The organism is Helicobacter pylori, assembly GCF_001998165.1.
Taxonomy (GTDB): Bacteria; Campylobacterota; Campylobacteria; order Campylobacterales; family Helicobacteraceae; genus Helicobacter; species Helicobacter pylori_DL.
On the sequence record NZ_MTWR01000001.1, the window covers coordinates 1 to 12785 of the forward strand.

Genomic DNA, 12785 nt, shown 5'->3' on the forward strand with positions numbered 1-12785 from the left:
ATGCGAGTTGGAAATTCGCTCAATGCCCCTAAGCCCACAAACATTTCAATGAAACTGCTCCCTCCCATAGAGAAAAACGGCACATGCGCTTCGCCGGCCACCGCTTTTGCTAAAAGGGTTTTACCCGTTCCTGGAGGCCCTACTAATAACACGCCTTTAGGGATTTTAGCCCCTAAATTGGCGTATCGTTCACTTATCATGCCTCCAGCCGCTCTACTCTTGCCTATGGCATCAATTTCATCAATAAAAATGATGCTAGGGGCTTGTTTTTTAGCGGTTTCAAACAAATCCCTAACCCTGCTTGCCCCTAAGCCCACAAACATTTCAATGAAACTGCTCCCTCCCATAGAGAAAAACGGCACATGCGCTTCGCCGGCCACCGCTTTTGCTAAAAGGGTTTTACCCGTTCCTGGAGGCCCTACTAATAACACGCCTTTAGGGATTTTAGCCCCTAAATTGGCGTATCGTTCGGGGTATTTTAAGAAATCTACGATTTCTACCACCTCCTCTTTGGCTTCTTCATTGCCCGCCATGTCATTAAAACGCACATTGGGTTTTTCAGCGTTAATGAGTTTTTTCGTGCTCCCCATGCCAAAAATACCCCCACCCATATTTTTTTGCATGCGGTTTGCCATAAACATCCATAGCCCTAGAATCACTAAAATGGGCATGAGCCACCCTAGCATGTCGGTAAAAAAGTTAGACTCGCTAAAACCAGAATAATTGATTTTTTTCTCGTCTAACAAAGGCACTAAGGTTAGATCAGGCACTCGTTTAGCGATATAAATCACACGATTGTTGCCCTCTTTATGGCTGGCTTTGATCAAAGTTTGACCGATACTCACATTTTCCACTTCATTATTGCTGATGAGCTGTTTGATCTCATGGTAGCTCACATTTTTAGTGCTAGAAGCTAAGAAATTGTCCGAAAAACTGCCATCAGAATTGAAAGAGCGTAGAAAAAAGATGAGTAAAATCCCTCCAAGAACCGCAAGGACAATGGGACTTTGAAAAAAAGGTTTTTTAGGTTCGTTCGTTGGTTTCATTATAATCCTTAATTTATTGGTTGTTTTTTAAGCAATTTTAGAGCGACCCATTCGTTACGCTGTCGTTGCTCTAAAATCTCAAACCCATTATAATAGATCTGTAAAACAGAGTTTAAATGGGTTTCTAAAATCCCTGATAAAATAAGAGTGTGGTTACAAAGCCGCACAAATTCACTATACAAACTCTTAATCACATCAGCGACAAGGTTCGCCACAATGATATCAAAACGCCCTTCAATTTTTTGCGTAGAGCCATGAATGACTTTATCTTGCGCTAATAGGGGTATTTGATTCAAGCTAAAATTTTTTAGGGTCTCTTCAATGGCTAAACTATCCGTATCGCAAGCTACTAAAGTGCTAATGCCTTGTTTTTTTAAAGCGATGCTTAAAATCCCGCTCCCACAGCCCACATCTAGAGCGTTTTTGCGTTTTAAATCAAGGTTAGAGAGCAATTCCAAACACATGGAAGTGCTTTCATGATGGCCTGATCCAAAGGCAAGAGCCGGATCGATCATTATGCAATCGTCTATAGCGGCATGGCTTGGTTTTTGATGCCAGCTAGGGTGTATGTAAAATTTGGCACATCGCACCGGTAAAACAGCTTGTTTGTAGGCTTCTAGCCAGTCTTTTGAAGCCAAATTGCGTGAAAGGTAGAAAAAATCAAACTCGTTTTGCAAGTTTTGCTTTAAGTTTAAACAAAACGCTTCTAACGCCGGAAAAAGCGAATCGCTCAAATTTTTTTCAGAGCGTAAAATAACGAAATTTTTGAGGTGTGGGGGTTTTTCTTTTAAATCTTCCTTTAGGGGGTCATGAGTAGCGAAATAACGCCAACTGGATTGGCTTACAAATTCAATGGTTTCTTCATCATCAAACGCTTTTAAATTTTCTAAGCTTGATTCTTCTAAGGCTAGATGCGTAGTGTCTAAAAGAAAGCTTTCAAAAAGCTCTCGTTCCTTAGGGAAGATAAAGAAAAACTCATAATACATTGGCTTTAACACTCAATCGTTTGTCCCTAAAACAACCTCTAATTTTTCTTTCAAAACTTGGGGGGTAAAAGGTTTCACAATGTAGTTATTCACACCCGCTTTCAAAGCCGTAATGACCTCGGCCTTACCGCCCTCTGTGGTGATCATAATGATAGGGATTTCTTTAAATCGGTTATCCGCACGCACCTTTTTAACGAGATCCAACCCGTTCATTTCAGGCATGTTCCAATCCGTAATAAGCACCTTAGTGTCCGCATTAGCGTCTAGTTTTTCCCAAGCTTCCACCCCATGCTCAGCTTCTAAAATGTCTTCATAGCCTAAGCGTGAAAGTGTATTTTTAATAATTCTTCTCATAGTTGAGCTATCATCTACTACCAGTAGTTTCAAAGCGCTTCTCCTTTTAAGATTGCATTCAAATTAGATCCTTTTAAACAGCCAAAGCGTCCTAAACGCCTTATAATAATAAATCATTCCAAATAATAGCATGTTTTGATTAAAATTACCTTGACTAACATTAATCATTGGCTGAGATGGAGCGTTCAATGAGCGTTCTTATTTGTAAAAAAATTCAGTTTGTTTGCTATGATAATAGTTCAAAAATAATAAGACACCCCTAAATTTTGAGCGTGATAAAGGGTCATTGGATGGTTTGAAAAAAGAAAGACAAGGATTTTACAAGCAAGTGCATTATTTAAGAATTTTAATACTGAGTATGAGTTTTTTAAATATTTTAAATGCTGAAAATTTGAGTTACATGTCTTCTTCTTATCAAATAGGCACGGTGTTTATGCGCCCCTTAAACACCAACAAGCTTTTACAAGGGGCTTCAATCCTTCAAGGCTATGAAGTGAATCCTAAAAACGACTGGGCTTATTCTAGGTATTATTTCTTTATAGATTATGGTAATGTGCTTTTCAATAATGATTCCACTTTGCAAGCGAACATGTTCACTTATGGGGTGGGAGGGGATTTTATGGTCGCTTACGCTAAAAACCCTATCAACCGCTGGGCTTTTTTCTTTGGCTTGCAACTAGCGGCTAACACATGGATACTCAATAATAAAGTCAAAGATTTGGTGGTGAATACTTGGGATTCATTGAAAGATTTCAATTTTCACAACACTTATTTCAGGGCTATCGGGAAATTTGGGGTGCAGTTTCGCACGATCGTTTTGTATCATAAGGTGGATGTGGAAATTGGCATGAAAATCTTTCTAACCCCTGAAAGGCGCAGCTTGTTTGAAAGGAGCTTTTTGTTTTTTGTTTCGCATTCGTGGCATTTTTAAATGGCGGAGAGAGAGGGATTCGAACCCTCGAAGGCTTGCACCTTACACGCGTTCCAGGCGTGCTCCTTCAACCACTCGGACATCTCCCCTTAAAAAGGGACTATTATAACTAAGATTTGTTTAAAAAGGGCTTATTTTAAAAGGAGTGAATCTTTAGAAATAACGCCATCTATTTGATTTTTAGCACAAATTTCCCACGACTCTGTATCGTTTAAATCCATAGAAAACAAGATTTTGCTATCTAATAAGTAATTAGTGGCATGTTGTTGGGCGAGTATGGCTTGCTTAATATCCTTAAAAATACAATAGAGCGGTTTGAAAGCGTTGAATAAAAAAAAGGTGTCCGTCTCTATCTTGTGCGATAAAAAGATCACGCTAAAATGGACGCCATTTTCACAGCAATACTTAGCTAACTCCAAATTTTTTGGGTTTGCTTCAAAACACACTATATCGTTATTGGTGCTGGAATGAATAGCATCGGTGTTTTTAATGAAAACAAAACGAGCGCTAGGGATTAAAGGGTGTCCTAAAATAAGCATTTTTACCTCTTATCTTTCAAACAAGTTTCACTGCAATAGGCTACCGCCCCGCTATAAATAGCGTCTTTGCTAGAGACATAGGTTTGGCATTTAGAGCATACAATCATGTGATCTTCTAATTCTTTGGGGGTTTGTTGCGTATAAGAGTGGTTGTCTCTGTGGTCGTCTTTAAGGGGTTTTTGCCTCAAAAACAAACGCCATAAAACCCACACGATAATGAGTAAGGGGATTAAAATTCTTAACATAAACTTTCCTTTGATTTGTAAAAATAAACTCGTTTTTGATGCATAAAGCATTCAGTGTCTTTACAAGCGATTTCATCTTTTAACTGCTCGCCTTTGTAGAATAAAAAATGCCCCTTATCTTTTAGGAAACATCGGCTTTTTTCTATCAAAAAAGAAGAGCTAGCGACCGCTCTAGAAGTGATTAAATCCACTTGTAAAAGATTTTGATAATCTTCTAAACGCTTTTTAATGATTTCAATATTTTTTAAAGGCAAAACGCTTTTAAGGTAATTTAAAAAAGCCGCTCTTTTTATCCTTGGCTCTAAAAGAATGAATTTGACTTCAGGTTTTTCAAGGGCTAAAGGGATAGCAGGAAGTCCTGCTCCGCTCCCAATATCCAAGCAGCTTTTAAAATCTTTGACAAATTCTAAGGGCTTTAGAGCGTCTGTGATCTGGGGTTCTAACTCGCTTAAATTTTTTGCACCGCTCAAGTTGTGCGTTTGATTCCATTCTAAAAGGATGCGTGCATAATCTTGCAATAAGGGGTTCATAAAATCAGCATCCCATCGCCATAAGAATAAAAACGATACTTCTTTTCTATGGCTATTTTGTAGATTTCTTTGGTTTTTTCTAAGCCTATCATTGCGCTCACAAGCATTAAAAGGCTTGATTTGGGCAAATGGAAATTAGTGAGCAAATGATTAACATATTGAATAGGGTTAGCAAGATGCAAGAATATGTCGCATTCAAACGATTCTTGATTAGGGTTTTTTAAACGCTTAAAGTATTCCACGCTCCTTAAAGCGGTCGTGCCGATGCATAAAATCTCTTGGGATTCTTGCAAAATTTCTTGGCTCTTTTTAGGAATATGCAAAACTTCTGTATGGATTTGATGCTCTCTAATATCCTTAGTTTCTACGCCAAGAAAAGTCCCGGCCCCCACATGCAAGGTTAAAAAAGCGTGCTTGAAATCTTTCAATAATTTTTCTAAGGTATTTTGAGAAAAATGCAATGACGCCGTAGGGGCAGCCACCGCTCCGGTGTGTTTAGCGAACACGCTCTGGTATTCATGCGCATCCAAATTTTCATCGGCTCTTTTAATATAAGGGGGTAAGGGCATATGCCCGTATTGTTCTAAAAGCTTTAAGATATTTTCTTGATTTAAGGGGGTTTTATGGTCATAAAAAGCGATCAAGCGCTGGCCGTTATGAAGTAATTCCAAAACTTCAGCGTAATAGTTTTCATCAAAAAAGATCTTATCCCCCGCTTTGATCTTGCCCTTGATTTGAGTCAGAGCAGTATTGCCTTTAAAAAAGCGGTGGAAAAACACTTCAGTCGTTTTTGATGGCAAAAAGGCATGCTTAGATCCAAAAAGCCTGGCCTTAATCACTTTAGTGTCGTTCAACACCACAAGGGCGTTTTTAGGGAAAAAGTCTAAAACATGCTCAAAAGTGGTGTGCGTGATTGTTTGCGAACGCCTTTCATAGACGAGCAATTTAGCCTTTTCTTTGGGCAAAACGGGGTAGTTTGCGATCAATTCCTTAGGCAAATGATAATCATAGCTTTCTAAATCAAATTCTCTCAACTACGACTCGCTCTTTGTATACTCTTTGGCGTCATTTTCGTGATCGCTTTCGTCGTCTTTAGGAGCCGGATTGACCATTTTGGCAATCAAAATAGAAAGCCCGTAAAGCCCCACTAAAGGCAATGCCATAAAGATTTGACTCACCACATCAGGGGGAGTGATAATCGCTGCTACAATAAAAATCACTACAATAGCGTATTTGAAATACGCTTTCAAGCTCGTATCGGTAATCAAGCCCACTTTAGCCAAAAAATACGCCAAAACAGGCAATTCAAACGCCACGCCAAAGCCTAAAATCAAGCGTGTGAAAAAGCTCACATAACTGGACGCAGAAATATTAGCCGCAAACACATCGCTCCCAAAAGTGGCTAAGTATTCAATGATGAAAGGGAACACCACATAGTAAGAAAACGCCGCCCCCATTAAAAACATGCCGCTCCCAAAAAACACAAAAGGCAAAATCACTTTTTTTTCATTCTTATAAAGCCCTGGAGCGATAAAAAGCCATAATTGCCAAAAGATAATAGGCATGGAAATGACGATAGCGGCTGAAAAACTGATTTTAACTGCTACCATGACCCCTTCAATAGGGGAGAGTTGAATGAGTGTGCCTTTATAAGAATTTTTAACGAATTCAAAAATATTTTTCCAAAAATGAAAACACCCCAAAAACGCCACTAAAATCGTTCCCACAGAAACCATCAAACGCTTTCTTAATTCCTGTAAATGCGGTTTTAAATCTTCAAACATGCTCTTTTTCTTTGTCGTGTTCTTTGGCGTTGTTATCGGTTGCTAATTGGACTTCTTTAGGAGATTCATCGCTTGAAATTTCTTCATTTAAGGCTTCTTCATTGGAAACTTCTTCATTTAAATGGTTAGGGGGCGTGTTGGTTTCTAAGCTGCGTTGGTAATCTTGCATCAAATCCTGAATGCTTTTAATCTCATTTTCTGCAGTCACTTTAGCGTCTTCTAATTCTTCAATCTTAACGCCTTTAAGACTCTCCACTTTGTTTTCAAAGAGTTTTTGATACTCTAGGGTTTCTTTTTTGATTTCTTCAATATTGATTTCTTTATCTAAAGTGTCCTTAGCGTCATTGAGCGTTTTTTTAACCGCACGAAAAAACTTCACCACATCCACGACAGCCTGGGGGAATTTTTCTGGCCCTAAAAAAATAATCGCTACAACCAACACCACAAGGATTTCAAAAAAGCCCATGCCAAACATAATGATCTACTTTCACACCCTTTAAAATTTTATCGTTATTGTAGTGTAATTTTCTTTCTAAACAAGATTAAAATAAAGTTTGAGACTTTAAAGTGGGGATTTTTAAAAGCGCATGGGTTTTAGGCGTGGCGATTCTGCCTTTAGCGGTGCGCTCTAAATAACCATTAGCGAGCAAAAAAGGCTCAATCACGTCTTCAATCGTGCCTTCATCTTCTCTCATAGATGCTGCAATCGTGTTCAAACCCACCGGTCGTCCTTGAGCGTTAGCCAACAAAGATAAATACGCCAAATCCGCTTCATCAAAGCCCAATTCATTCACGCCCAATTCATTCAAAGCATGCAAAGTGATGTTTAAATCCATTAAGCTTGAATTTTTGACTAGCGCAAAATCGCGCACCCTTTTTAAAAGCCTTAAAGCGATCCTTGGCGTGCCTCTACTCCTTTTAGCGATTTCATCAGCGCTTTCTTCTTTGATGTCTTGGTTGAGTTTAACGGCGGCTTTTTTAATGATGAGGGCTAGTTCGCTAGGGCTATAAAATTGCATTCTAAAACTCATGCCAAATCTGTCTCTTAAGGGGTTAGAGAGCATTCCGGCTCTAGTGGTAGCGCCAATAAGGGTGAAAGGGGGTAAATCAATTTTAATGGTTTGAGCGGCCGGGCCTGAGCCTATGATAATATCCAGTCTAAAATCTTCCATAGCCGGGTATAAAACCTCTTCAATCGCCGGGCTAAGCCGGTGGATTTCATCAATAAAAAGAATGTCTTTAGCTTGCAAATTAGTCAAAATGGCGGCTAAATCACCGCTTTTTTCTATCATGGGAGCGGCGGTGATTTTGATATTGGTTTCCATTTCTTTAGCGATGATATGGCTGATTGAAGTTTTACCCAAACCGGGCGGGCCAAAAAAGAGCATGTGATCCAAACTTTCTTGGCGTTTTTTAGCCGCGCAAATAGAAATTTGCAAGTTGCTTTTAATCTTTTTTTGACCGATAAAATCTTCCCAAAGACTAGGGCGCAAACTCACTTCTTGAGAAGTTTCAAAATCCAAAGTTTCTAAATTGACTATCCGTTCTTTCATTTAATAATAACTTTCTAATTCGTTAGGGAAGTTTCCCTTTTTCACATCGTCAGCGTATTGTTTGATAGCGTTTTGAACCAATTCTTTACCCTTAAGGTATTCTCGCACGAATTTAGGTTTAAAACTATCAAAAAAGCCTAACATATCGCTCCACACTAAAATCTGCCCGTCGCAATCCTTGCCGCTCCCTATGCCGATCGTGGGGATTTTGATTTTTTGCGTGATCGTTTGAGCGATAGGGGTGGTTATGCCCTCTAAAACCAACAAACCCACTCCGGCTTCTTCTAAACTCAAGGCGTCTTCTAAAAGCTTTTTTTGTTGCTCTTCATTTTTGCCCTTAATCTTATAGCCTCCATCAAGACGCACGAATTGAGGCATTAAGCCAATATGCCCTACCACAATAACACCCTCATTAGTGAGCGTTTTAACCAGTTTCGCTTTTTCTTTTCCGCCCTCTAATTTGATCGCGCTCGCTTGGGTTTCTTTATAAACCCTAATGGCGTTTTTTAGGGCTGTTTTTTCATCTTTATAGCTTCCAAAGGGCATGTCTGTGATGATAAAAGGAGTCTTAGCGCCCGTGCACACGGCTTTGGTGTGATAGAGCATCATTTTTACACTCGCGCTTAAAGTGTCGTTTTGGTTGAAAAAACTCATATTCAAACTATCGCCCACTAAAATCACATCCACTAGCGGATCAAATATTTGAGCGAACAGCGCGTCATAAGCGGTAATGGCGATGATTTTTTCGTGATTTTTTTTAGCTTGGAGGTGACTAAGGGTGATTTTTTTAATTGGGGCGGTTTGCATGCTCATTAAAAATCCTAAGTGTTAAATATAGTGGCATTGTAGCATGACTTTGTTAGGTGGGTAAAAATTTTACTCCATTTTTAACTGGTCATTTTAATTATTTTAGTATAATTGAAAGAAACTTTTAACAAACAATTCAAGGGATTTGGCGATTTTGGGTCTTAAAAAACATGCTATTTTATGGTCTTTAATGGGGTTTTGTGCAGGATTGAGCGCACTTGATTATGATACCCTAGACCCGAAATATTACAAATATATCAAGTATTATAAGGCTTATGAAGATAAAGAAGTTGAGGAATTGATCAGAGATTTAAAAAGGGCGAACGCTAAAAGCGGGCTTATTTTAGGGATCAATACCGGTTTTTTTTACAACCATGAGATCATGGTCAAAACCAATAGCTCCAGTATCACCGGGAATATTTTAAATTATTTGTTCGCTTATGGCTTGCGTTTTGGCTATCAAACTTTCAGGCCGTCGTTTTTTGCACGCTTGGTCAAGCCCAATATTATTGGCAGGCGCATTTATATTCAATATTATGGAGGAGCTCCTAAGAAAGCGGGCTTTGGGAGCGTGGGGTTCCAATCGGTCATGCTGAATGGGGATTTTTTATTAGACTTTCCTTTGCCCTTTGTGGGGAAATACCTTTATATGGGGGGGTATATGGGTTTAGGCTTGGGGGTTGTGGCGCATGGGGTGAATTATACGGCGGAATGGGGAATGTCTTTTAACGCAGGATTGGCTCTAACGGTATTAGAAAAAAACCGCATTGAATTTGAATTTAAAATTTTGAATAATTTCCCTTTTTTGCAATCCAATTCTTCAAAAGAGACTTGGTGGGGAGCTATAGCAAGCATTGGGTATCAATATGTGTTCTAAAAAAATAAGAAATTTCATTTTATGCTTTGGTTTTATTTTAAGCTTGCATGCTGAAGAGAATACCGCTCAAGAGAATACGACTGAAGAAAACATGATTAAAGAAAACACCCCTAAAGACGCTCCCATTCTTTTGGAAGAAAAACGTGCTAAAACTCTAGAGCTTAAAGAAGAAAATGAAGTGGCAAAAAAGATTGATGAAAAAAGCCTGCTTGAAGAAATCCATAAGAAAAAACGCCAGCTTTACATGCTCAAAGGGGAATTGCATGAAAAGAATGAATCCATCTTATTCCAACAAATGGCTAAAAATAAGAGCGGCTTTTTTATAGGCGTAATCCTTGGCGATATAGGGGTTAGCGCTCATTCTTATGAGAAGTTTGAACTTTTAAGCAATATTCAGGCTTCTCCCTTGCTGTATGGCTTAAGGAGCGGGTATCAAAAGTATTTCGCTAACGGGATTAGCGCCTTACGCTTTTATGGGGAATATTTAGGGGGGGCGATGAAAGGGTTTAAAAGCGATTCTTTGGCTTCTTATCAAACCGCAAGCTTGAATATTGATTTGTTGATGGATAAGCCTATTGACAAAGAAAAAAGGTTTGCATTAGGGATATTTGGAGGCGTTGGAGTGGGGTGGAATGGGATGTATCAAAATTTAAAAGAGATTAAAGGGTATTCACAGCCCAACGCCTTTGGGCTAGTGTTAAATTTAGGGGTGAGCATGACGCTCAACCTCAAACACCGCTTTGAATTAGCCCTAAAAATGCCTCCCTTAAAAGAAACTTCGCAAACCTTTTTATATTATTTTAAAAGCACTAATATTTATTATATTAGTTACAACTATTTATTGTAAAGGCTTAAGGGTTGAAACTCAAATACTGGTTAGTTTATCTGGCGTTCATTATAGGACTTCAAGCGACAGATTATGACAATTTAGAAGAAGAAAACCAACAATTAGACGAAAAAATAAACAATTTAAAGCGACAGCTCACCGAAAAAGGGGTTTCGCCCAAAGAGATGGATAAGGATAAGTTTGAAGAGGAATATTTAGAGCGAACTTACCCAAAGATTTCTTCAAAGAAAAGAAAAAAATTACTCAAATCTTTTTCCATAGCCGATGATAAGAGCGGGGTTTTTTTGGGGGGTGGGTATGCTTATGGGGGATTTAATCTTTCTTATCAAGGGGAGATGCTAGACAGATATGGCGCGAATGCCTCTAGCGCGTTTAAAAACAATATCAATATTAACGCTCCTGTTTCTATGATTAGCGTTAAATTCGGGTATCAAAAATACTTTGTGCCTTATTTTGGGACACGATTTTATGGGGATTTATTGCTTGGGGGAGGGGTGTTAAAAGAGGATGCAAGCAAGCAATCTGTAGGCTCGTTTATTTATGTTTTAGGGGCTGTCAATACCGATTTATTGTTTGATATGCCTTTAGATTTTAAAACTAAAAAGCATTTTTTAGGCGTTTATGCGGGTTTTGGGATAGGGCTTATGCTTTATCAAGACAAGCCTAATCAAAACGGGAGGAATTTGGTGGTAGGGGGCTATTCAAGCCCTAATTTTTTATGGAAATCTTTGATTGAAGTGGATTACACTTTTAATGTGGGCGTGAGTTTAACGCTTTATAGGAAACACCGCTTAGAGATTGGCACCAAATTACCGATTAGCTATTTGAGAATGGGAGTGGAAGAGGGAGCGCTCTATCAAAATAAAGAAGACGATGAACGATTGTTGATTTCGGCTAACAACCAATTCAAACGATCCAGTTTTTTATTAGTGAATTATGCGTTTATTTTTTAAGGCTTGATCTTGGAGTTAAGGTTTAAAATTTTAGCGTTAGTCGTTTTGATTTTGGGGGGTTATTTGATTTTTAACGCTTTTATCACAAAACCCAGAGCTTTAAGTTTTAGTCTAAAGAGCGAAGAAAATGCGCTTAATGACAACAATGAAGCGCTTTTTTGGGATTTGAAAAAACCCATTAAGGTTAAAATCACAGCCCCAAAGGGTATCAAACGCTATGATTTAAAAGTAACCACGCAAGACAATTTGATCTTATATGAAAAAGAAAGTCTGGTATTGGATAAACCCAAGTCTTTAGAAGTGCCTTTGATTAGGCCTGAAATCATGGGGCTAGAAGACAAGTGCCTTGATTATGAATTTCAAGCGAACGATTGGAGCTATGCTAATTTTTTCAATGGCAATAAGGCGTCTTTCAAACAAAAAGTGTGTATTGATACGATAAAACCTCTAATTAGTGTTTTATCTCGATCCCCAAGCATCGCTTATGGAGGGAGCGCGATAGTCATCTTTGAGGCTTTGGATAAGAATTTGTCTCAAGCGTTTGTGCGCATCAAAAAAAAGGATTTTAAAGCGTTCAGGCTTTTAGAATTCAAACAGCGTAATGTCTTTATCGCTCTAGTGCCTTGGTCTTATGAGAATAAGGATTTTAAGGCGTTCATTGTCGCTAAAGATAAAGCCTATAACTTTAATACCACCCCTTTATTGTTCAAACGAAAAACCCATCGTTTGAGAGAAAAAGAGATAGACTTAAACGCCTTAAAATATAAGGTTGCAAAGCAAGAAAAATTTCAAAATCACACTGAACAAACTTTATTAGAAATATTTTCCAACATGCGTCCAAAAGATTTAGAAAAAATCCAAAAGATCGCTTTAGATCAAGGGGATTTTTATAAGGATTTTTCCCATTTTCAAGCGCTAAAACCCTTGAATGGGCCTTTTAAAATGACAAGCAATTTTTTAGAAAATCGGCGGTTTTTAAAGGACAATCAGGTGTTGTTTAAATTCTTGCATTTAGGGGTGGATTTGATACCCAGTAAGGATTTATCTTTAGTGTTTGATCCATCGGTAAAGAGGGTTTTTAAGGGGGAGTTGGATTTTTATGGTAATAGTTTGATCAATTGCTATGGGCTGGGTTTGTGCGTTTTTTTAGCGCATTTAAAAGATGATGGAAGCGTGGGGAGTAGTGGTTTGAAATTAGGGAGCGGGTTGCATTTAGGGATGCTTTTGCAAGGGGTTTTTGTCCGGCCCAATGAATGGTTTAATGAGCAATGGATAAAAACCAATATCATCACCCCCATAGAGCAAGCCAAATGGCTTTTAATGAAAGGATAGT

The 12785-nt window shown here is 38.5% G+C and carries 16 protein-coding genes and 1 tRNA gene; 5 read left to right on the forward strand and 12 right to left on the reverse strand.

All coding sequences use genetic code 11. The features are described from left to right. The 3 genes from BZK24_RS00005 to BZK24_RS00015 all read right to left on the reverse strand — a co-directional run. The coding region (locus BZK24_RS00005) for an ATP-dependent metallopeptidase FtsH/Yme1/Tma family protein (RefSeq protein ID WP_242423402.1) at positions 1 to 1046 on the reverse strand (1046 nt) is incomplete at its 3' end. Between the two features lie 8 nt (positions 1047 to 1054). After that, positions 1055 to 2032 carry a 50S ribosomal protein L11 methyltransferase gene (gene prmA, locus BZK24_RS00010; protein WP_171972349.1) on the reverse strand — a complete coding sequence of 326 codons (978 nt, stop codon included), beginning with the start codon at positions 2030 to 2032 and terminating at the stop codon, positions 1055 to 1057. Positions 2033 to 2044: 12 nt separating this feature from the next. After that, positions 2045 to 2419: a chemotaxis response regulator CheY gene (locus BZK24_RS00015; RefSeq protein WP_077656164.1), complete on the reverse strand. Its 375-nt coding sequence runs from the start codon at positions 2417 to 2419 to the stop codon at positions 2045 to 2047. A gap of 253 nt (positions 2420 to 2672) precedes the next feature. Between BZK24_RS00015 and BZK24_RS00020 the strand changes: the two genes are divergently transcribed. Continuing rightward, a complete protein-coding gene (locus BZK24_RS00020; protein ID WP_000348862.1) occupies positions 2673 to 3317 on the forward strand; it encodes an outer membrane protein in 645 nt (214 codons plus the stop codon). A gap of 1 nt (position 3318) precedes the next feature. Here BZK24_RS00020 and BZK24_RS00025 read toward each other — a convergent pair. The 9 genes from BZK24_RS00025 to panB all read right to left on the reverse strand — a co-directional run bounded on the left by BZK24_RS00025 (position 3319) and on the right by panB (position 8781). Continuing rightward, positions 3319 to 3406, reverse strand: a tRNA-Ser gene (locus BZK24_RS00025). Between the two features lie 42 nt (positions 3407 to 3448). After that, positions 3449 to 3856 carry a hypothetical protein gene (locus BZK24_RS00030; RefSeq protein WP_077656165.1) on the reverse strand — a complete coding sequence of 136 codons (408 nt, stop codon included), beginning with the start codon at positions 3854 to 3856 and terminating at the stop codon, positions 3449 to 3451. A gap of 2 nt (positions 3857 to 3858) precedes the next feature. Then, on the reverse strand, positions 3859 to 4101 hold the full coding sequence (locus BZK24_RS00035; RefSeq protein ID WP_003014762.1) for a PP0621 family protein: 243 nt from the start codon (positions 4099 to 4101) through the stop codon (positions 3859 to 3861). Continuing rightward, on the reverse strand, positions 4095 to 4631 hold the full coding sequence (rsmG, locus tag BZK24_RS00040; RefSeq protein ID WP_077656167.1) for a 16S rRNA (guanine(527)-N(7))-methyltransferase RsmG: 537 nt from the start codon (positions 4629 to 4631) through the stop codon (positions 4095 to 4097). Before rsmG ends, BZK24_RS00035 begins: the two co-directional genes overlap by 7 nt. Next, positions 4628 to 5665 carry a tRNA preQ1(34) S-adenosylmethionine ribosyltransferase-isomerase QueA gene (gene queA, locus BZK24_RS00045; protein ID WP_077656168.1) on the reverse strand — a complete coding sequence of 346 codons (1038 nt, stop codon included), beginning with the start codon at positions 5663 to 5665 and terminating at the stop codon, positions 4628 to 4630. The genes rsmG and queA overlap by 4 nt, the downstream gene beginning before the upstream one ends. Further along, positions 5666 to 6415, reverse strand: a complete 750-nt coding sequence (gene tatC, locus BZK24_RS00050; RefSeq protein WP_077656169.1) for a twin-arginine translocase subunit TatC — start codon at positions 6413 to 6415, stop codon at positions 5666 to 5668. Beyond that, on the reverse strand, positions 6408 to 6890 hold the full coding sequence (gene tatB, locus BZK24_RS00055) for a Sec-independent protein translocase protein TatB (protein ID WP_077656170.1): 483 nt from the start codon (positions 6888 to 6890) through the stop codon (positions 6408 to 6410). Before tatB ends, tatC begins: the two co-directional genes overlap by 8 nt. A 67-nt stretch (positions 6891 to 6957) precedes the next feature. Continuing rightward, complete coding sequence (gene ruvB / locus BZK24_RS08935) at positions 6958 to 7968, reverse strand: Holliday junction branch migration DNA helicase RuvB (protein ID WP_143424352.1); 1011 nt, start codon at positions 7966 to 7968, stop codon at positions 6958 to 6960. Then, positions 7969 to 8781, reverse strand: coding sequence for a 3-methyl-2-oxobutanoate hydroxymethyltransferase (panB, locus tag BZK24_RS08940; RefSeq protein ID WP_000062721.1), 813 nt, complete (start codon positions 8779 to 8781; stop codon positions 7969 to 7971). It abuts the gene before it with no gap. A 148-nt stretch (positions 8782 to 8929) separates the two neighbouring features. Between panB and BZK24_RS00065 the strand changes: the two genes are divergently transcribed. From BZK24_RS00065 to BZK24_RS00080, 4 genes are read left to right on the forward strand one after another with little or no spacing between them, the layout of a single operon-like run. After that, positions 8930 to 9652, forward strand: coding sequence for a hypothetical protein (locus tag BZK24_RS00065; protein ID WP_077656203.1), 723 nt, complete (start codon positions 8930 to 8932; stop codon positions 9650 to 9652). Further along, positions 9642 to 10499, forward strand: coding sequence for an outer membrane beta-barrel protein (locus BZK24_RS00070; RefSeq protein WP_143424353.1), 858 nt, complete (start codon positions 9642 to 9644; stop codon positions 10497 to 10499). Before BZK24_RS00065 ends, BZK24_RS00070 begins: the two co-directional genes overlap by 11 nt. 11 nt (positions 10500 to 10510) lie before the next feature. Then, positions 10511 to 11452 carry an outer membrane beta-barrel protein gene (locus BZK24_RS00075; protein WP_077656172.1) on the forward strand — a complete coding sequence of 314 codons (942 nt, stop codon included), beginning with the start codon at positions 10511 to 10513 and terminating at the stop codon, positions 11450 to 11452. Positions 11453 to 11461: 9 nt separating this feature from the next. Then, the gene (locus BZK24_RS00080) at positions 11462 to 12784 is read left to right on the forward strand and encodes a M23 family metallopeptidase (RefSeq protein ID WP_171972345.1); all 1323 of its coding nucleotides are present in this window, start codon (positions 11462 to 11464) and stop codon (positions 12782 to 12784) included. Position 12785 lies beyond the last annotated feature (1 nt).